General features: G+C 72.0%; 14 protein-coding genes, 1 tRNA gene and 4 pseudogenes. 12 read left to right on the forward strand and 7 right to left on the reverse strand.

Features of this window, described 5'->3' with window-relative positions; genetic code table 11:
• Positions 1 to 256, reverse strand: a pseudogene (locus AB0G63_RS28270) (hypothetical protein); the annotation flags it as partial.
• 342 nt (positions 257 to 598) lie between these two features.
• Between AB0G63_RS28270 and AB0G63_RS28275 the strand changes: the two are divergent.
• The 5 genes from AB0G63_RS28275 (at position 599) to AB0G63_RS28295 (ending at position 7,208) form a co-directional block, all read left to right on the forward strand.
• On the forward strand, positions 599 to 1,888 hold the full coding sequence (locus AB0G63_RS28275) for an extracellular solute-binding protein (RefSeq protein ID WP_360755700.1): 1,290 nt from the start codon (positions 599 to 601) through the stop codon (positions 1,886 to 1,888).
• A gap of 31 nt (positions 1,889 to 1,919) precedes the next feature.
• Positions 1,920 to 2,876 carry a sugar ABC transporter permease gene (locus AB0G63_RS28280; protein ID WP_360755703.1) on the forward strand — a complete coding sequence of 319 codons (957 nt, stop codon included), beginning with the start codon at positions 1,920 to 1,922 and terminating at the stop codon, positions 2,874 to 2,876.
• A complete protein-coding gene (locus tag AB0G63_RS28285; protein WP_360755705.1) occupies positions 2,873 to 3,745 on the forward strand; it encodes a carbohydrate ABC transporter permease in 873 nt (290 codons plus the stop codon). Before AB0G63_RS28280 ends, AB0G63_RS28285 begins: the two co-directional genes overlap by 4 nt.
• A 10-nt stretch (positions 3,746 to 3,755) precedes the next feature.
• Entirely contained in the window at positions 3,756 to 4,346 is a 591-nt protein-coding gene (locus AB0G63_RS28290) for a hypothetical protein (RefSeq protein ID WP_360755708.1), read from the forward strand.
• A 123-nt stretch (positions 4,347 to 4,469) separates the two neighbouring features.
• Positions 4,470 to 7,208 carry a Tat pathway signal sequence domain protein gene (locus tag AB0G63_RS28295; RefSeq protein WP_360755710.1) on the forward strand — a complete coding sequence of 913 codons (2,739 nt, stop codon included), beginning with the start codon at positions 4,470 to 4,472 and terminating at the stop codon, positions 7,206 to 7,208.
• Positions 7,209 to 7,264: 56 nt separating this feature from the next.
• On the opposite strand, the pseudogene AB0G63_RS28300 reads toward AB0G63_RS28295, so the two are convergent.
• Positions 7,265 to 7,501: pseudogene (locus AB0G63_RS28300) on the reverse strand (zinc ribbon domain-containing protein); the annotation flags it as partial.
• On the opposite strand from AB0G63_RS28300, the pseudogene AB0G63_RS28305 reads away from it, so the two are divergent.
• Both AB0G63_RS28305 and AB0G63_RS28310 read left to right on the forward strand, forming a co-directional pair.
• Positions 7,496 to 7,621, forward strand: a pseudogene (locus AB0G63_RS28305) (type II toxin-antitoxin system YoeB family toxin); the annotation flags it as partial. The pseudogenes AB0G63_RS28300 and AB0G63_RS28305 sit on opposite strands and share 6 nt — an antisense overlap.
• A 360-nt stretch (positions 7,622 to 7,981) precedes the next feature.
• Positions 7,982 to 10,132, forward strand: a complete 2,151-nt coding sequence (locus AB0G63_RS28310) for an ATP-binding protein (protein WP_360755712.1) — start codon at positions 7,982 to 7,984, stop codon at positions 10,130 to 10,132.
• 1 nt (position 10,133) lies between these two features.
• On the opposite strand, the gene AB0G63_RS28315 is transcribed toward AB0G63_RS28310, so the two are convergent.
• From AB0G63_RS28315 to AB0G63_RS28325, 3 genes are read right to left on the reverse strand one after another with little or no spacing between them, the layout of a single operon-like run.
• On the reverse strand, positions 10,134 to 10,613 hold the full coding sequence (locus AB0G63_RS28315) for a ricin-type beta-trefoil lectin domain protein (RefSeq protein WP_360755715.1): 480 nt from the start codon (positions 10,611 to 10,613) through the stop codon (positions 10,134 to 10,136).
• Positions 10,610 to 11,008: a peptidase inhibitor family I36 protein gene (locus AB0G63_RS28320; RefSeq protein ID WP_360755717.1), complete on the reverse strand. Its 399-nt coding sequence runs from the start codon at positions 11,006 to 11,008 to the stop codon at positions 10,610 to 10,612. The genes AB0G63_RS28315 and AB0G63_RS28320 overlap by 4 nt, the downstream gene beginning before the upstream one ends.
• A gap of 17 nt (positions 11,009 to 11,025) precedes the next feature.
• Positions 11,026 to 11,388 carry a peptidase inhibitor family I36 protein gene (locus AB0G63_RS28325; protein ID WP_360755720.1) on the reverse strand — a complete coding sequence of 121 codons (363 nt, stop codon included), beginning with the start codon at positions 11,386 to 11,388 and terminating at the stop codon, positions 11,026 to 11,028.
• 478 nt (positions 11,389 to 11,866) lie between these two features.
• Here AB0G63_RS28325 and AB0G63_RS28330 point away from each other — a divergent pair.
• Positions 11,867 to 11,992 (forward strand): annotated as a pseudogene (locus tag AB0G63_RS28330) (hypothetical protein); the annotation flags it as partial.
• Between the two features lie 377 nt (positions 11,993 to 12,369).
• On the opposite strand, the gene AB0G63_RS28335 reads toward AB0G63_RS28330, so the two are convergent.
• Complete coding sequence (locus AB0G63_RS28335; protein ID WP_360755721.1) at positions 12,370 to 14,718, reverse strand: hypothetical protein; 2,349 nt, start codon at positions 14,716 to 14,718, stop codon at positions 12,370 to 12,372.
• Positions 14,719 to 14,820: 102 nt separating this feature from the next.
• On the opposite strand from AB0G63_RS28335, the gene AB0G63_RS28340 reads away from it, so the two are divergent.
• Together AB0G63_RS28340 and AB0G63_RS28345 are read left to right on the forward strand one after the other, a co-directional pair.
• On the forward strand, positions 14,821 to 15,267 hold the full coding sequence (locus AB0G63_RS28340) for an SRPBCC family protein (RefSeq protein ID WP_360755724.1): 447 nt from the start codon (positions 14,821 to 14,823) through the stop codon (positions 15,265 to 15,267).
• 39 nt (positions 15,268 to 15,306) lie between these two features.
• Positions 15,307 to 15,378, forward strand: a tRNA-Val gene (locus AB0G63_RS28345).
• Between the two features lie 64 nt (positions 15,379 to 15,442).
• Here AB0G63_RS28345 and AB0G63_RS28350 read toward each other — a convergent pair.
• On the reverse strand, positions 15,443 to 16,171 hold the full coding sequence (locus AB0G63_RS28350; protein WP_360755727.1) for a 3'-5' exonuclease: 729 nt from the start codon (positions 16,169 to 16,171) through the stop codon (positions 15,443 to 15,445).
• Positions 16,172 to 16,338: 167 nt separating this feature from the next.
• On the opposite strand from AB0G63_RS28350, the gene AB0G63_RS28355 reads away from it, so the two are divergent.
• Both AB0G63_RS28355 and AB0G63_RS28360 read left to right on the forward strand, forming a co-directional pair.
• On the forward strand, positions 16,339 to 16,905 hold the full coding sequence (locus AB0G63_RS28355) for a DUF4365 domain-containing protein (RefSeq protein WP_360755729.1): 567 nt from the start codon (positions 16,339 to 16,341) through the stop codon (positions 16,903 to 16,905).
• Positions 16,902 to 18,125, forward strand: a complete 1,224-nt coding sequence (locus AB0G63_RS28360; RefSeq protein WP_360755731.1) for a hypothetical protein — start codon at positions 16,902 to 16,904, stop codon at positions 18,123 to 18,125. The genes AB0G63_RS28355 and AB0G63_RS28360 overlap by 4 nt, the downstream gene beginning before the upstream one ends.
• Positions 18,126 to 18,198 lie beyond the last annotated feature (73 nt).

The raw sequence follows: 18,198 nt of genomic DNA on the forward strand, positions 1-18,198 counted from the left end.
TGGTGCCTGCCGGGAGGGTGCGGTCGCCGGCGGCGGGCGGGGCGAGCCCCGGCCCGCCGCCGGCCAGCCGCCCGATAGTGTGCCGCGTGCCGCGTGCCGCGTGCCGCGTGCCGCGTGCCGCGTGCCGCGCGGCGAGAGGCGCCGGCCGGGCGCGCGCCGCGGCGTCGGGGACGGTGCCGGGCGCCGCCGGTCCGGCGTTCGCCGCAGACCGCCCTTGCTCGGACGTGCCCGCCACCGCGCCCGGCGTGAAGCGCACGGCCGTCCGTCCCGCTCCGCGCCCGGCGACCTCCGCGCACCCCCGCCCCCCGGCAAGGTCCGGCCCCGCCACGCCTCGCCCCCGCGGCGGATTCCGGCCGGGGCTCACTCGTGCCGGCGCGGCCTCGTTCCGTTCGGTCCGTCGATCATGTGGCCCTCACCTGCGACGTCTCCCTGTCCGCCGTCCAGTCCGCCGCCTTCGCACCGCGCAGCGGGCGCGCAGACGGTGAAGAAAATCCTGTCCGAATCATTGACGCACCCCGAGCCCCTCCGTAACTTGTGCCAGCAAGCGCTTACTTGAAACGATTCACGCACGTCGCAAAAGAAGCCGGGAGGCCCAACTGTGGGAACCAGCGGGAATGTTGAGAGGCGTACGATCCTGAAGGCGGCCGGCGCCGGGGCGGCCGCTCTGGGCCTCGCCGCGACGACGGGCTGCGGCGGCGACAGCGGGACGTCGGCCGACGGGACGGTGACGATCCGTTACTCGTGGTGGGGCGCCGACGAGCGGGCCAAGAAGATCAACCAGAGCATCGACCTCTTCGAGAAGAAGTACCCGAAGATCAAGGTCAAGACGGACTTCCAGGACTACGTCTCTTTCTGGGAGAAGTTCCAGACGCAGGCCTCCGGCGGAAATCCCCCGGACGTTTTCCAAAACGCCGTCACTTTTCTCCGCAAGTACGACAAGAGAGGTGTTCTGCTCGACCTCAAGTCGCAGATCGACGCGGGAAATCTGAGCCTCGACAACTTCCGCGCGGGGGTCACGAAGGTCGGCGAGGTCGACGGCAAGCAACTCGGCATCCCCGTCGGCTCCAACACCATGGCCCTGGTCATCGACAAGAAGGTCTTCCAGAAGGCGGGCGTCGAGCCGGAGACGGGCTGGACCTGGGACGACTATTTCAAGGCCCTCAAGACGATCTACGACAAGACCAAGGTGCCGGGCGACACGGGCTACTTCAGCATCATGTACCTGTACGACCTGTACCTGCGCCAGAACGGGAAGGCGTTCTACACCAAGGACGGACTGGGCTTCGACAAGGCCGACCTGACGGAGTGGTGGCAGGACGGCTACAACCGCGTGAAGGCCGGCCTCGTCACCGACCCCAAGATCGTCGCGCAGGACCGTCCCAAGTCCTCGCTCTCCGCCGGACACGGGGCGTCGGAGTTCACCTGGGACAACTTCACCGTCCGCTACTCGGCGGAGGGCGACAGCGAGTACGGCCTCGCGCCCATCCCCACCATGGACGGCAAGCACACCGGACAGTACCTGGCGTCCCTCATGCTCAGCGCCTCCGCGCGGACCGCGCACCCCAAGGAGGTCGCGCAGTTCATCGACTTCATGGTCCACGACCCGGAGGTCGGCAAGATCATGGGCTACGACCGCGGCATCCTCGCCAGCACCGAGCAGTACGACGCCTTCAAGCCGGCCGACGCGGTCAGCAAGGAGATCGCGCAGTACGAGACCGACACCGCCAAGGCCGGCGTCCTCGGCACGATCACCCCGCACCCGTCCGGCGCCGACACGATCGAGGCCGCCTTCCTGCGCATCGGCGGTGACCTGGGCCTGGGCAAGGTCAAGGTCGCGGACGCGGTGAAGCAGTTCTTCGACGAGTCGCAGGCCGCCTTCCAGGCCTGACCGGACCGACCGGAACCGATTGGGAACTCCCGTGACGCTCGTCAAGGACTCACCGCCCGCCACCCGGAAGGCCCGCTCCGCCGCCCCCGCCGCCGAAACGCGGCGGGGCCGCCGGGAGAACCTCGCCGGCTACCTCTTCATGTCCCCGTGGATCGCGGGCTTCCTGCTCCTGACCGCGGGCCCCATGATCGCCTCGCTCTACTTCGCGTTCACCGACTACAACCTCTTCAACACCCCCAAGTGGGTCGGTCTCGACAACTTCACCAAGATGTTCGACGACCCCCGCTGGCAGAAGTCGGTGCAGGTGACGGCCAAGTACGTGGTCATCGGCACCCCGCTGAAACTGCTGCTCGCGCTCGGCGTCGCGCTGCTGCTCGCCCAGAGCCGGCGCGGACAGGCCTTCTACCGGGCCGCGTTCTACGCCCCCTCGCTCATCGGCGCGAGCGTGTCCGTCGCCTTCGTGTGGCGGTCGATCTTCTCCGACGACGCCGTCGTGGACCGCGTCCTGTCCGCCGTCGGCATCCACGCCGGGGGCTGGGTCGGCAACCCCGACTGGATCCTCTACTGCCTGGTGGCGCTCACCGTCTGGCAGTTCGGCGCGCCCATGGTCATCTTCCTGGCCGGCCTCAAGCAGGTGCCGAAGGAGCTGTACGAGGCCGCGGAACTGGACGGTGCCGGAGCCTTCCGCAAGTTCTGGAACATCACCCTGCCGATGATTTCCCCGGTGCTCTTCTTCAACGTGCTGCTGGAGACCATCCACTCCTTCCAGATCTTCGGCTCGGCCTACGTGGTCTCCAACACCTACTGCGGCCCGGCCGACGCCACGCTCGTCTACACCTGCTACCTGTACCAGCAGGGCTTCAAGAACGCGCAGATGGGCTTCGCCTCCGCGATGGCCTGGATGCTGCTGCTCGCCGTGGCCCTGGTGACCGCCGTCCTGTTCTGGTCGCAGAAGAAGTGGGTGCACTACGAGGAGGACGCCCGATGAGTGCGACCACCACCAGACCCCTGCCGCTGAGCCGCAAGCGGACCGGCTCGCTCGCCTGGCACATCGGATCGCTGCTGATCCTGGCGGTCGTCCTCTACCCCGTCGTGTGGGTGATCGGCGCCTCGTTCAAGCCGAGCAAGGACATCATCAACAGCCTGCAACTGTTCCCGGCCCACCCGGTCCTGGGGAACTTCAAGGGCCTCGCCGACGGCATCGCCGACATCTCCATCTGGACCTTCTTCCAGAACTCGCTGCTGTACGCGGGCGGCGCCGTCGTCGGCATCCTGATCTCCTGCTCGCTGACCGCCTACGCCTTCGCCAAGATCCGGTTCACCGGACGGAACCTGCTGTTCTCCCTGATGATCGGCACGCTGCTGCTGCCGTACCACGTGCTGCTCATCCCGCAGTACGTGATGTTCCAGAAGATGGAGCTCATCAACACCTACGTGCCGCTGCTGCTGGGCAAGTACCTCGCCACGGAGGCGTTCTTCGTCTTCCTGATGGTGCAGTTCATGCGCAACCTGCCGAAGGAACTGGACGAGGCCGCCCGCATCGACGGCTGCGGGCACCTGCGCACCTACTGGTCGATCGTGCTGCCGCTGTGCCGGCCCGCGCTCATCACCAGCGCGATCTTCACCTTCATCAACGCCTGGAACGACTTCATGGGCCCGCTGATCTACCTCAACGAGCCCGGCAAGTACACCGTCTCCCTCGGCATGATGATGTTCCGCGACTCCGACGGCGTCGCCGCCAACTACGGCGGCCTGATCGCGATGTCGCTGGTCGCGCTGTTGCCCGTGCTGCTGTTCTTCCTCGCCTTCCAGCGGTACCTGATCGACGGCATGGCGACCTCCGGGCTGAAGGGCTGAGGCGGTCACCATGACCCAGGCACGCGCGAAGACGCGCAAGGAGTCCGTCCTCGCCGACCGGTTCGCCCTCTTCGCCGAGTGTCTGCTCACCGGGGTGTGGATCGCGGTCGCCTCGCTCGGCGTCGTCACCTACCCGGCCGCCTTCGCCGCCGGCGCCCGCCACCTGCGCCGGCGGACGGCCCACCAGGGCGGCGGCGTAAGGGAGTTCGCCGCCGACTTCGGCGCCGCGGTGCGCGGCGGGTGGGTCGTGGGGGCCGCCGGGTGGGCCGCGGCCGGCGTGGCCTGGATCAACGTCCAGGCCGTGCGGGCCGGGCTGCCCGGCGGGCCGCTCGCCGGCGCCGTCGGCCTGTTCGCGGTGCTCGGCGCCGTCGTCGCCGGGCTGCGCGCGGCGGCGGTCTGGGAGCCCGGCGCCGCCTGGCGGTCCCTGCTCGCGGGCGCCGGGCGCCGTACGGTCCTCGACCCGGCCGGGTCCTTCCTGCTCGTCGGCGGGCTGGTCCTGGTGGTGCTGTCCGGCTGGTTCGTCGCGCCGCTGGCCGTCCCCGTCCTGGGCGCCGTCGCGGCGGCGGCCGTCGCCGTGGAGGAGCGCTGCCGCCGGCGCTGAACGGCGGCCCCCTCCTGCCGGGCCGGCGCCTTCGGCGTCGCGCCTTCCTCTGTCATGCCCCTGACTTCCCCGGAACGAAGCCTCTCGCACCGCACGAAGCCACCCGCACGGAAAGGAAAGGCCATGTCCCCCATCCCCCGCAGGTCCCTTCTCAAGGCGGCCGCGGTCGCCGGAGCCGCCGCCCAGTTCAGCTGGGCCCTGGGCGCCAAGGCCGCGCAGGCCGCGCCGGGCGCCGAGGCCGCCGACGCCGAGCCGGTGACCCTGGACTGGCTGGAGGACGGCGGGCTGGGCGCCGCGCCCGGCTCCACCGTCGGCGTCCCCTGGCCGAAGGGAGTCCACCAGGCCGACCAGACCTTCGCGCTGACCGACGCCGCCGGCAAGGCCGTGCCCGTGCAGACCTGGCCGCTCGCCTACTGGCCCGACGGGTCGCTCAAGTGGACCGCCCACGCCGTCAGTTCCGGCTCCGGCAAGCTCACCCTGACCACCGGTGACCCCGCCGCCCCCGCCGAGAAGGTCACCGTCGACCACGGCGGCGGCACGATCGACGTCTCGACCGGCGTCATCACGGCGAAGATCGGCAAGTCCGGCTCCACACTGGTGAAGTCCGTGGCCCGCGGCTCCACCGAGATCGCCAGGAACGGCCGGCTCGTGCTGCTGCGCCAGCCGGAGATCGAGGACGGCGACCAGGGCACGGTGAAATACGAGCGCTTCGAGAGCGCCATCGACGAGGTCACCGTCGAGCAGGACGGCCCGGTCCGCGCCGTGGTCCGCATCGACGGCAAGCACCGCAAGGGCAGCCGCAGTTGGCTGCCGTTCTCCATCCGGCTGTACTTCTACGCCGGCGCCGACTCCTTCCGCATGGTGCACACGATCACCTACGACGGCACCCAGGAGCCCGGCAAGGCGAGCGGCGACTTCATCCGCGGCCTCGGCGTCCGCTTCACCGTGCCGATGCGCGACGCGGCGTACGACCGGCACGTCCGCATCGGCGGCGAGGGCACCGGCCTGCTGCGCGAGGCCGTCAAGGGCATCACCGGCCTGCGCCGCGACCCCGGCGCGGCCGTGCAGGCGGCGCAGTACGCGGGCCGGAAGCTGCCCGACCCGTCCACCTGGGACCAGCGCGTCACCACCCGGCTGCAGTACATCCCCGAGTGGGGCGACTACACGCTCTCCCAGCTCTCCGCCGACGGCTTCACCGTCCGCAAGCGGACCAAGAAGGGCCACGGCTGGATCGGCGCCGGCGGCGGCGGGCGCGCCTCCGGCTTCGGCTACGTCGGCGGCGTGAGCGGCGGACTCTCCTTCGGGCTGCGGGACTTCTGGGAGAAGTTCCCCGCCCAGCTCGACATCCGCGACGCCCACACCGACGAGGCCGAGGTCACCCTGTGGCTCTGGTCGCCCGAGGCGCAACCCATGGACCTGCGCTTCTACCACGACGGCATGGGCCAGGACACGTACGCCGAACAGCTCGAGGGCCTGAACATCACCTACGAGGACTACGAGCCCGGCTTCGGCACCCCCTACGGCATCGCCCGCACCTCCGAACTCCTCTTCTGGGCCAACGAGTCGACCCCGAGCGCGGAGACACTGGCCGAACAGGTTCAGGCGGTACGGACGCTGCCGCAGCTCGCCGCGGAGCCCCGGCAGATGGTCAAGGCGAAGGTGTTCGGCCCGGGCCTGTTCGCCGAACCCGACCGCTCCACCCCGGCAAAGGCGAAGATCGAGGACCACCTCGACTTCCTCTTCACCTACTACAAGGACCAGGTGGAGATGCGCCGTTGGTACGGTTTCTGGGACTACGGCGACATCATGCACACCTACGACACCGTCCGGCACGTCTGGCGGTACGACATCGGCGGCTACGCCTGGGACAACTCCGAGCTGTCGCCCGACCTCTGGCTCTGGTACGCCTACCTCAGAAGCGGCCGCGCCGACATCTTCCGCTTCGCCGAGGCCATGACCCGGCACACCGGCGAGGTCGACGTCTACCACCTCGGCAAGTGGGCGGGCCTCGGCACCCGGCACGGCGTCCAGCACTACGCCGACAGCGCCAAGCAGCAGCGCATCGCCAACACCACCTACCGGCGCTTCTACTACTTCCTCACCGCCGACGAACGCGTCGGCGACCTCATGCACGCCAACGTGGACTCCGACGAGACGTTCCTCGTCCTCGACCCGCTGCGCAAGGTGCGCACCGACCCCTACACGCCCGACCGGCACGCCCTGTCGGTCGGGTTCGGCACCGACTGGAGCGGCCTGGTGTCGGCCTGGCTGACCGAGTGGGAGCGCAAGGGCCCCAAGTGGGAGAAGGCCAAGGCGCGCGTGCTGTCGACCATGAAGGGCATCGCCGCCCAGCCCAACGGCTTCGTCCAGGGCAGCGGGCTGTACGACCTGGACACGGGCGAGTTCGCCGTCGCCGACAAGCCCGTGGTGTCGGTGTCCCACCTCTCGGCCGTCTTCGGCCTCAACGAGCTGTGCGCCGAGCTGATCTACCTCGTCGACATGCCCAAGTTCAAGGACGCCTACCTGGACTACTGCCGCTACTTCAACGCCACCAAGGCCGAACAGGCCGCCCGCTACGGCTCCAACTTCGGGACCCTGCTGCTGTTCCAGGGCCACTCGCGCCTGGACGCCTACGCCGCCGTCCAGACCGGCGACGAGGCCCTCGCCAAGCGCGCCTGGACCAAGTTCTACGGCTCCGACGGCTACCCGGAGTCCGCGCCGTGGAAGACCGAGCCGCTCAGCGGCCCGGCCACCCTGGTCGCGGGCAGCGAGGCGAGCTGGGTGTCCACCAACGACACCGCGCTCTACGGCCTCGCCGCCATCGAGAACCTGGCCCTGCTGGGCGACAAGATGCCGTCTTGACTTGCACCTCGGGCCGACGGCCGAGGATTCCGGCCTTCCGTTCCGACCCCGTGCCGCTACGCGGCACGGGGTCGGGTCGGGAATCCCTGGCTTCCTGTTTCTTCGCGCTGTGCCGGGATCGCTCCCGGTCTTACCGGCGCTCCGCAGGCCGACACCGCCAGTCCGGCGGCCGTCTTCACATCGATCGCGGCGTTGGGGTCCCGGTCGTGGACGGTGCCGCAGGCGGCACAGGTCCGTTCCCTCACGTTCAGGGGTTCGGGTCCGTCCTGGACGCCGCAGATGGAGCAAAGCCGGAGCCGTTGAAGGGCGACCTGTCGGGCTACCGGCCGCGCCGCATCGACGACGAGCAGCGCCTCGTCTGCCGGGCCACCGAGAAGGACGTCGTGATCATCAAGGCCCGGTACCACTACTGACGCCCCGGGGGCCGTTCCCGGCTCTCCCGAGGACCGGCCCGGCGGCCACCGCGGCCCAGACCGCCTTGCCAGGGGTGTCCGGGCGTGGGGCCGTTTAGTGCCCACCACGGCCACGGACTCACCCCGGGCGGGAAGAAGGTCTTCGACAGGTCGCCCCGGCAGGCCCGACAGCGTCGCCCGACGCCCCGGCAGAGCGCCGCCGTGGTCCGGGCAGGCGGACAGGGGGTCGTGCACGTCAGTGCTGCCGGCGGCGGAGCAGTCGGCGCGCACGAGGCGAGGGACTTTCGGCACGTGGCACGGCCGTATTCTGGTTGATCTTGATTCGGGGCCGTGATGACGTCCCGGCCATGGGGAGGGGATATGACGAACAAGGGCGGCGCCTTAACCAGCCGGCTGCGCAGCCGGCTCGTGGTGTCACGAGACCGGGCGTTCGTGGGACGGGAGACGGAGACCGCGCTCTTCCGCGCCATGCTCGCGGGAGAGCCGGACGTGGCACCGGTCCTGTTCCTGCACGGGCCGGGCGGCATCGGGAAGTCGACGTTGCTGCGACGGTTCGCCCGTGAAGCAGCGGAGGCAGGGCGGGCGGTGGTCGAAGTGGACGCCCGGACGACCGACCCGACGCCCGAGGGCTTCGAACGAGCGGCCGCCGATGTGCTGCACCTGCCCGGCGCGGTGCTGCTCATCGACACCTTCGAGATGTGCCAGGGCCTCGAAGGCTGGCTCTGGGAGCGTTTTCTGCCCGAACTGCCGCTCGGCGCCGTAGCCGTGCTGGCCGGCCGCACGCGCCCCGATTCCCGCTGGACCTCGGACGCCGGCTGGTCCGACCACCTCACGGTGCTGCCCCTGAAGGCACTGGCCGCGGACGACTCCGTGAAGTTCCTCGCCGGGCAGGGAGTTCCGCCGCGGCTGCACGGCGACGTGCTGGCCTTCACGGGTGGCCACCCGCTCGCGCTCTCCCTCGCCGCCGCGGTCGCCCGCGAGGACGCGGAGGACGCGGAGGAGGCGCAGGACGGTGAGGACGCGGAGGACGGCGCGGCCCGCCGGCCGCGCACCGGATCCGGTGCCGGCTGGGCACCGGACCAGGACGTGATCGCCACTCTGCTGGCGCGCCTGGCGGACCATCCGCCCTCTCCGCTGCACCGGCAGGCGCTGGAGGTGTGCGCGCACGCGTACGTCACCTCGGAGGAGCTGCTGCGGGCGATGCTCGGCGAGGAAGCCCCGGAGCTGTTCGCGTGGCTGCGCGCCCAGCCGTACATCGAGACGGCCGCCACCGGAATCTTCCCGCACGATGTGGTCCGCGAGGCCCTCGAGGCGGACCTTCGCTGGCGCGATCCCGAGGGTTTCGTCGGGATGCACCTGCGCATGCACGACCACCTCCTGGACCGGCTCCGCAAGGGGCCCGCCCACCAACTCATGTCTTCGGTCGCGGCACTGATGTACATGTACCGCACCGACGGGCACATGCCCGAAGTCCACGAGTGGCACGCGCCCGGGCGGGTGCAGGAGCTCCCGTTCGCCCCCGGGGACGAGGCCGCCGTACTGGAGCTGACCGAGCGGGCCGAGGGCGCGGAGTCCGCGGAGATCGCTCGCCGATGGCTGCGGCTCCACCCCTCCGCCTTCCGCGTGCACCGGTCCACCAGGACTCGTCGGCCCGTCGCCTTCACCGCCACCCTCTGGCTGGGACCCGACGAGGAGGACGCCACCTCCGTCTTCGATCCGGTGATCGCCGCCGCCTGGCGGCGCGCCCGCCGCCTCGGACCCGTGCGGCGCGGGGAACGGATGGCCGTGACGCGGTTCATGGTCCACCCGCCGCTCTACCACCGTCCGTCGGCGTCCATGACCTTGATGCACTGGCGTGCGATGGGAGAGGTGTGGCGGGACGCGGGCGGTCTGACCCACCACTTCGCGGTGTACCGGGACGACGGCTACTGGGACAGCCACATGAGTCACTACGGCATGGCCAAGGACGAGGAGCCGGTTCACGTCGGCGACCACGCGTACCGGCTCTACGGCCGTGACTACAGGACGGGCCTGGAGGAGTACCTGACCTCGAGCACCGACGCGATGCTGGCCGCCGCCGCGGGAGCGACCGGCGTCGAGGAGACGCGGCCGAGCGCGGGAGCGGCCGGTCCCGCACCCGTGGCGGAACTGTCCCGGGAGGAGTTCGGCGCCGCGGTCCGGGACGCGTTGCGCGCCCTGCGCTCGCCGAAGGAACTGCAGTGCAGTCCCTTGACGCGCAGCCGGATCGTTGCCGCCGCGGACGGCGACCTGGCCGGTGTTCTGCTCGGCGCGGCCGAGGTGCTGCCGGCTGAGCGGGGCGGTGAGCGGCGTCATCGCGCTTTCACCGCCACCTACGACGGGCGCCCCGTGCCGCAGCAGGCGGTGGCCGCCAGGCTGGGTCTTCCGTTCAGCACCTACCGCCGCCACCTCAAGGAGGCGGTGGAGCGGATCACCGACCATCTCTGGGAGTGCGAGCTGAACGGCGTACCGGTCCGGGGCGCCGGGAAGTGAGCTACTGCCAGTTCCACTTCCACTCGTACTTCGCGGTGTTGTCGACGGTGCCGGGGGCGGCCACGCTGACCGTCCCGTCGGCCCAGCCCACGAGCGTCTTGCCCGGGAAGCCCCGGCTGACGATGCCGACCTTGGTGCCGGGGAGCCGTCCCCACAGCTGGCCCGGGTCGGTGGTGTTGCACTTCGACAGGTACAGCTGGGTTCCGTTGGTGTCCAGGCACGAGTCGCTCTGGTAGCCGTTGCGCAGCCAGCCGTCGGTGCTCAGGTGCCACGAGTTGTAGTTGGCGACCTTGCAGGTGACCTGCGTGACCGGCATGGTCCCGGCGATGGCGGTGTTGATGCCCAGACACGCTCCGGTGTACGGGTTCTCCAGGCTGACCCAGGCGCCAGATTCGGCCTGCGCCTGCGGGGCGACGCCCAGGATCAGAGCGGCGGCGGCCAGTACACCGAGACGGACACGGGAGCGGGGGCGGCCGGTCATCCGGTCCACCTGCAGAAGTTTCCGGGCCGGAAGCTGGTGGTCAGGTCGTTGGCCCAGGAAGGGATGGCCGAGATCTTGCTGCCCGGCGGGATGGAGATCAGACATCCCTGGAACTTGTCGTCCTCGTAGAGCGAGATCCAGTTGTCGGTGCGGTTCCAGTAGGACGTCAGACGGTCGTTCATGTAGTCGCCGACGTTGGGCTGGGGCTCGCTGGAGTAGGCGAAGCGCCCCTGGAACCCTGAGTGCTCCCAGAGGCAGAACTCACCGGCCGGGCACTGGGTGTCCGCGGCTGCCGCCGGGCCTCCGCTCAAGGTGGTCAGGCCGAAGGCCGCGCTCAGCGTGAGCACCGTCGCGACCAGGGTTCGCATGGGCGTCTTCGTCATCTTCTTCCTCATGGTTGTCGTGGTTTCCTTCAGCACCATTGACCGACGGCGAACGAGGTCACGCGGTCGTTGAGGTCGGGGTCGACGGCGGCGTCGGAGCCGCCCGGCGGGATGGCGAACAGGCAGCCGCGGTAGCCCGAGTCGTAGTAGACCGTGATCCACTGGTCGGTGCGGTTCCAGTAGGACGTCATCCGGTCGTTCATGTAGGTGCCGACGTTGGAGACGTTCTGTGCCGGGCTGGACAGCCACCGGCCCCGGTAGCTGGAGTCGTCCCACATACAGAACCAGCCGGGCTGGCAGTCGCTGCTGGCGGCGGCAGCCGGCGGGGCGCTCAGCGCACCGATGGCCACGGCGGCCAGAGCGGCCGCTCCCGTCGCGGACAGACGCTTCACGAGGCGATCACCGTGCATGGAATTCCTCCCGTGGGCCCGGGGGCGTTCGGCGGCTCCCCGGTCTCATGGGGACATCATCGAGACGGCGGGTGCCCATTCCACAGTCCGTTCGCCGCTCATTTCTGCTCAGCACTGCTCACTTCCGTCTCAGCGCCAACCCCGGATCCCCACCCGGACGCCTCCGCTCCGCCCAGCTCTCGGGTTTCCCGGCACCGTCAGACCCGTTGACCGCTCGGTGGTGAACTGAGGCAGCGGCCGCAGAGGGTTTCGTCGCCGGTCGGGCGGAAGGCGTCGCCTGCACGTGGTCGCCGTGCAGTCACGGAGGGCGGCGAGGCGGCTGGACGGACGAGTGCGGGTGCGCTGTTGGGGTGGGCACGCCGCTGATCAGGGTGGACGCGGTGGGATGTCGCGGAGCAGGTACGGAACCTGGCTCACCTACGACGACAGGAGCGAGACGCTCAACCGCTGAGGACCGGCGGTGACGTCCGGGGAAGGCGGCCGGGTCATTCACTCGGCCGGCGCAACCCGCCGGCCGATTGCGCTGGTTCAAGAGCAGTCACAGTGCGGCAGCGGCGGTGATTGCGTCGAGGTCGCGGACGCCGGTACGGCCGTGCTGATCCGCGACTCCAAGTGCCCGGACGCGGCGATACCTCGACGTGCCGCCCGCTCGGTGGACGGCGTTCATGCGGATGACCGCAGGCGCCTGAGGCGAACGAGGGGGCGGTGGGCAGCCGTTCGCGCTCCCCACCGTCCCGCACGCGATCTGCGATGCGGCGACAGTCCGTCGCGGCTGTTCGTGGACATCTGTCAGTCGCTCAAGCGACGGGATAGCTACCCTCATGGCCTCGTCAAGGGATTTTTCCATGGGCCACCAGCGTCTCCGCAGGACGGCATTCTGAAACGACCAGTAAATCCCGGTAGCGGCCAGATGCCTGCCCGGCGCCTGCCCGCCGCCGGACCGGTCCGGCGCCGGGCAGGCGTTCAGTTCATCCGCCCCAGCACCTCCCGCACCCGCCGGACGTCCCGGATGCGGCTCTCGTACGTCGCGCCGAGCGCGAGCAGCAGCAGGCCGGCGAGGGCGGGAGGCACCCAGCGCGGCAGCGCGTCCGTCACCTGCACCACGTAGGGCGCGAGTTCGTGCAGCGCGTCCAGCACGAGCACCGAGCCGCCGAGCAGGAGCGGCGCCTGGAGCCGGTGCCGGGCGCCGGCCAGGGTGACCAGGAGCGCACCCGTGCCCAGCAGCAGCGGACGCGTGACGTGCGGGTCGGCCCACGCGGCGACGAGCGAGGGCAGCAGCGTGACGGCGAGACCCGGGCCGTACGCCGTCCAGGACGAGGTCCGCGGGTCGCGCTGCCTGCGCAGGACGCCGACGACCAGCGCCGGGACGGTGACCGGGAGCGCGTACGCCTCGGGTGCCGTGACGTCCCAGGCCGCCAGGCGGACCCAGCCGGCCAGGACGAACAGCACGGCGGCCGCGTAGCCCGCGTGGCGGCGCCCGGGGCGGAGCGCCGTGCCCGCCGTGATCACTCCGCACAGGGCCAGCACCAGAGCGAGCATCGGGGCGTCGCAGGCCGCGAGCCCGATCGCGAGCAGCCCGGTCGCCGCTCCCGCCACCTCGATCGGCACGGTCGCCCACGAGCCGCCCAGCCCCGCGGCGAACAGCGCCGCGGCCACCGGGACCGCCAGCACCAGCAGGGCCGTGTGCTGCGGCTGCCACCCGGCGGCGGCACCCACCGCGCAGGTGAGCGCGGCTGCGAAGGCGAGCGCGGCCGGTGCCGCGACGGGGGCGAGCCGGGCCCGGCAGGCGGCCGCCGCGAACAGCGCCGCCAGCAGGGACAGGACGGTCAGGGTCGGGGTCCGGCCGGCCAGGGACAGGAAGGCCACAGCGAGCGACGTGACGAGCGCGAGAACGGTCGCGGTGTGCCGTGCGGAGGTGAGCTCGGCCGCCGCCAGGGCTCCCGCCGAGACCAGTCCCTGCAGCAACAGCCCGGCCGGGTACGGCACCTGGAGCACGGCCGGGAGGACGAGTGCCGTCGCCCACGCCAGCGCCAGGGCGCCGGCCAGGGCGCGTGGCCGCCAGGTCGCGTCACGGACCACCGACACCGTCACCGCGGCGACGACCGCCAGGACCACCGGCGCCGCCACCGCGTGCGGCGGCCAGGGCAGGTCGGCCGTGACGGCGGCGCGGGCGTCCGACGGCGTGCCGGACCACACCCGTCCCGCCCAGGAGACGGGTCCCAGCAACGTCACCGCCACCACCGGCAGGGCCCACAGCAGCGCCAGGCCCTGGACGCCGGCCGAGGCGCCGGCGAGGCCGCGCCGCACCGGCTCGGGCAGCGGCGCCCGCACGGCCGCCAGCAGGGCGACGCCCCAGACCAGATGGGCGGGCACCGTCCAGTCGTCCGGCAGTGTCACGCGCAGCGTCCCGCCGAGGGCCGCGACCAGCAACAGGCCGCCCAGCAGCGCGTTCCCCGTGGCGAGGAGCGGCTTCACGAGCCGCAGGGCGGAGGCGAGGGCGATCGCCGCCGCGAGGACCAGGAGCGCCGCCGCACGCGTGGCGGCGCCCGGACCGGTCGCGCTCCAGGACAGCCACAGGGCCCCCGCCACACCCCAGCCGCCCACGCCGTACGCGCCGCAGACGGCGGTCAGCCGCACGGCCCGGCCGGTCGCCCGCAGCGCCAGGGCGGTGTCGAACCCGGCCGTCAGCAGCAGGGCGGCCGTGACGCCGTACGGGCCCGCCGTGGCCGCGACCGCCCACAGCGGAAGCGTGACCTGCGCCGTGACCAGCGCCGCCGGACCCGGCAGACGCAGCCCGGCGGTGCCCGGCAGCAGCCCGTACGCCGCCCACAGCACGGCCAGCACCGCCGAGACGGCCGCCGCGTACCCGGTGGCGTCGGTACCGGTGAGCGCCGCCTCGTGCAGCGCGTACGCGTCCAGCACCGTCAGCGCCAGCGCCAGGCCGGCCACCGACTCCGCCGTCGACCGCAGCCCCCGCTTCACCAGCGCCGCGGGCGCCGCCAGCGCGGCCAGCGTCACCGCGCCGAGCACGGCGGCCCGTCCGGCGATGCCCAGGTGCCCCCAGCTGACCAGCGTGAACGCCATCGCGGCGATGACCAGCAGCACGCCGCCCAGCAGGAGCAGCACGTTCTGCACCCGCGGCGCGCCTGCCTCGGAGCGGGGTTGCGGAGCGGGCTCCGTCGGCGCGGCCGGCCGCAGGGCGGCGACCAGCCAGGCGCGGCGGGCCAGCAACTGCGCCCGCCGGGCGTCCAGTCGCCACAGCTCGGCGTCGATCAGCCGGAGTTCCTCCGCCGGAGGTGGAAGGTGCGTCATGCCCTGGAGTGTGGTCCGGGCCACGGCCCGGGGCATGAGCGTGGGTACTCAAGGACGTACTCAGACCAGGCGCAGGACGTGCCGCGCGGGCACACTGCCCCCATGGACTGGACGCGCTACCGCTTCCGCACCTGCTGGCGCCTGCCCGCCCCGCCCGCCACCGTGTACCGGGTGCTGGAGCGGGCCGAGGACTATCCGCGCTGGTGGCGGCAGATCCGCGAGGTCACCAGGATCGACGACACCAGCGGCGTCATCCGCGTCCGGTCGGCCCTGCCGTACGACCTGACGTTCACCGCCCGCGCGGCGCGGCGCGACCCCGTGGCCGGGGTGCTGGAGATCTCCATGACCGGCGACATGGACGGCTGGGCGCGCTGGACGCTCGGCGCGGACGGAACCGGCACCCTCGCCCGCTACGACCAGCTCGTCGTGGTGAACAAGCCGCTGCTCAGGCGGCTGGCGGTACCGGGGCGGCCGCTGTTCCGGGCCAACCACCGGCTGATGATGCGGGACGGGCGGCGGGGGCTGGCGGCTTACCTGGAAGCGGTTTGAAGGAACCCGGCGGGGGCCTGTATTGTTCAGTGCGTTCCCGGGCGATTAGCTCAGTGGGAGAGCGCTTCGTTCACACCGAAGAGGTCACTGGTTCGAACCCAGTATCGCCCACCGGGAAAAGCCGGTCCGCCAAAGCGGACCGGCTTTTTGTCCGCCTGCGCGCCCTCACCGGTGCCTAGGCGGCGGCCGCCGGCAGCTCCGGGCGCAGCGGCCAGTCGGTGTTCACCGCTTCCGGGGTGCCGCTGCGCGCGAACCACGCCTGCAGCCCGCGCGCCTGCGCCGCGTGCCACGTCACCTGGAGGGTGTGCAGCTCGGCGGGGGACAGGCGCTCCAGCCGGGCCGCGAAACGCCGCCCCACCGCCCGGACCACCTCCAGGGCCGCCAGCGCGTCCGCCGCCGCGTCGTGCGCGCCCTCCAGCGTGACCTCGTAGTGCGCGCACAGGTCGGTCAGGGTGCGGCGGCCCTTGCGGTAGCGGTCGAGGTGCTTGTCGAGTACCCGCGGGTCGAGGACGCACAGTCGCGCCGGATCCAGCCACCGGCCCAGCGACGAGGCGCGGTGCCGGCGCAGCTCGCGGTCCAGCAGCGTCAGGTCGAACGGCGCGTTCATGACGACCAACGGGCGTCCCAGGGAAGCGTGTTCGGCCAGTTCCTCCGCTATCTCGTACACCACCGGCGCCGGCCAGCGGCCGTTCGCCTGCAGGTGCCCCTCCGTCAGCCCGTGCACCGCAGTGGCCGACTCGGGCACCGGCACGCCCGGGTTCACCAGCCAGCGCCTCACCCGTGGCCTCGCGCCCGGGGCGTCCTGGACGACGACGGCGGCCGACACGATCCGGTCGGTCTCCACGTCCACGCCCGTGGTCTCCGTGTCGAAGGCGGCCAGGGGCCCCTCGTACCAGCACGTCATGACTACCAACTCCTCGCACAGCCGCCGCCGCTGACGTTCCGTCTTCTGCCGTTTCGGTGATACCCGGGCTGTTTGCGCAGTACGCCGGGAGGAGACAACAGGAGTACGGGTCTTTGCAGTTCACAGGCCCGAAGCGGGGAAACCCCCGGCACGGAAGGCTGTTGGTCATGGCGACAGCGCAGCCCGAGCGGGGCGGGCTGCTGCCCGGCCACGCGGGCCCTCATCGCGGCACCCTCGCCACCACCGCCTGCATGGAGACACTGCAGGTCGGCTATCTGCACGCGGTCGCGGCGGCCGCGGGCTGCTCGCTGTCCCAGCCGTTTCCCGACACCGGCATCGACTGGCACGTCAGCCACAGCGCGCCCGGGCACACCGTCGACGACGAGGTGACCATCAAGGTCCAGCTGAAGTGCACGTACCAGGTCCCGCCGAATCCCCCGGGCCGGTCCTTCTCCTTCTCGCTCGACAACGACCATCTGCGCAAGCTCGCGCGCACCCCGGTCTCGGTGCACAAGATCCTGGTCGTGATGCTGGTCCCCAGGTCCCGGGAGGACTGGCTGCGGGCCGGCCACGACCGCCTCGACCTGCGGCACTGCTGCTACTGGATCAACCTCGCCGGTCACCCGGTCACCGGCCGCAGCCGGACCACCGTGCGGATACCGACCGCACGCATCTTCGACGACCGCGCGCTGTGCGAGATCATGACGCGGGTCGGGACGGGAGGCAGACCGTGACGCACCGTCCGGCCGAGGGGCCGCTGCGGCCCGTGCGACCGCATCCCGCCGAGGCGGCATGGCACCGGCCCCCGGAGCCCGGCCTGGTCGACCCCGCCGTGCTCGGCGCCCTGCTGCGCCGGCACGGCTGGCAGCGCCGCGGCGGAGCCGCCGGACGGTACGGCCGCTGGACCTCGCCCGGTCCGGGCGGCGGCACGAGCCTGCTGGTGCCGGTCAGCCGCGCCTTCCCGGACAGCGACGACCTGCTCGCCGAGGCGCTCCTCGCGCTGACCCGCAGCGGCACGCCGTCCGCCCGCGAGGTGCTGCTCGCCCTGGCCGTGCCCAGCGACGAGGTCCGCTGGTGGCGGGACGTCCCGGCGGGACCCGCCGGCGCCGCCCCCTGGACGGCCGAGGAACAGCTGCGCGCCGCGGCCCGCCGGACGCTGCTCGCCGGCGCCCTCGCCGCACGCGCGCGTACGGGCTACCACGGCGCCCGGCACCGCCGCTCCGCCGCCGCGATGCTGGCGCACGTGCTGGTCGGTCCCGCGGCGGGCGGGGACCGGCTGACCGCCTTCGTGCCCGTCCACGCCGGGCGCCCGCTCGCGGTGTGCCTGAGCCGGGCCCTGCACGCGGCCCGCGAGGCCGTCGACCACGGGCGGGCCACCGGCTCGATGGACGCCTTCGACGGCGCCGTGCGGGCCGGCGTCAGCCGTGAGCTCACCGAGGCGCTGATCGCCCTGGTGCGCGGCACCCAGGGCGCCCGGATCGCCGTCGAGTGGGCGCCCGCCGCCGGGGCCCCGGCGGACTGCGCGCCCGCCGCCGCACCGGTCGAGTTCTCCCCTGGCGACCTGCCCGTGCTGCGTGAGGCGGGTGCCCGGTATCTGCGCCGGGAGCCGTCCGAAGCCGTGCGGATCACCGGCGCGGTGGTCCGGATGCGCCGGCCGGGACCGAGCGGCGAGGGCAGCGTGCGGCTGCGCGTGCTCGCGGGCGCCGAGGTCGCGCACGTCCGGCTGACCCTGGGGGAGGAGGACTACCGCACCGCCGGGCAGGCGCATCTCGACGGAGTGCCGGTGCGGGTGCGGGGACGGCTGGAGAGCAGGGGCGGCTTCCGGCGGCTGACGGGCGCCGGCGGAGTCGTCCCGGTGCAGGTGGACGAGGCCGAGCGGGACCGGCTGATGAAGGTTCTGCACGAGAGCCCGGACCCGGTCGCCGAGGCCGCCGAAGAGCGGGGATTTCGCTAAGGAGGGGGCCGGGTCGGTACGATCCGGTAGTGCGCGCGCTCCTGGTATGGCGCCGCAACCACCTTCAGGCAGG

Origin of the sequence: Streptomyces sp. NPDC020996 (assembly GCF_040641355.1) — a bacterium.
Lineage (GTDB): Bacteria > Actinomycetota > Actinomycetes > Streptomycetales > Streptomycetaceae > Streptomyces.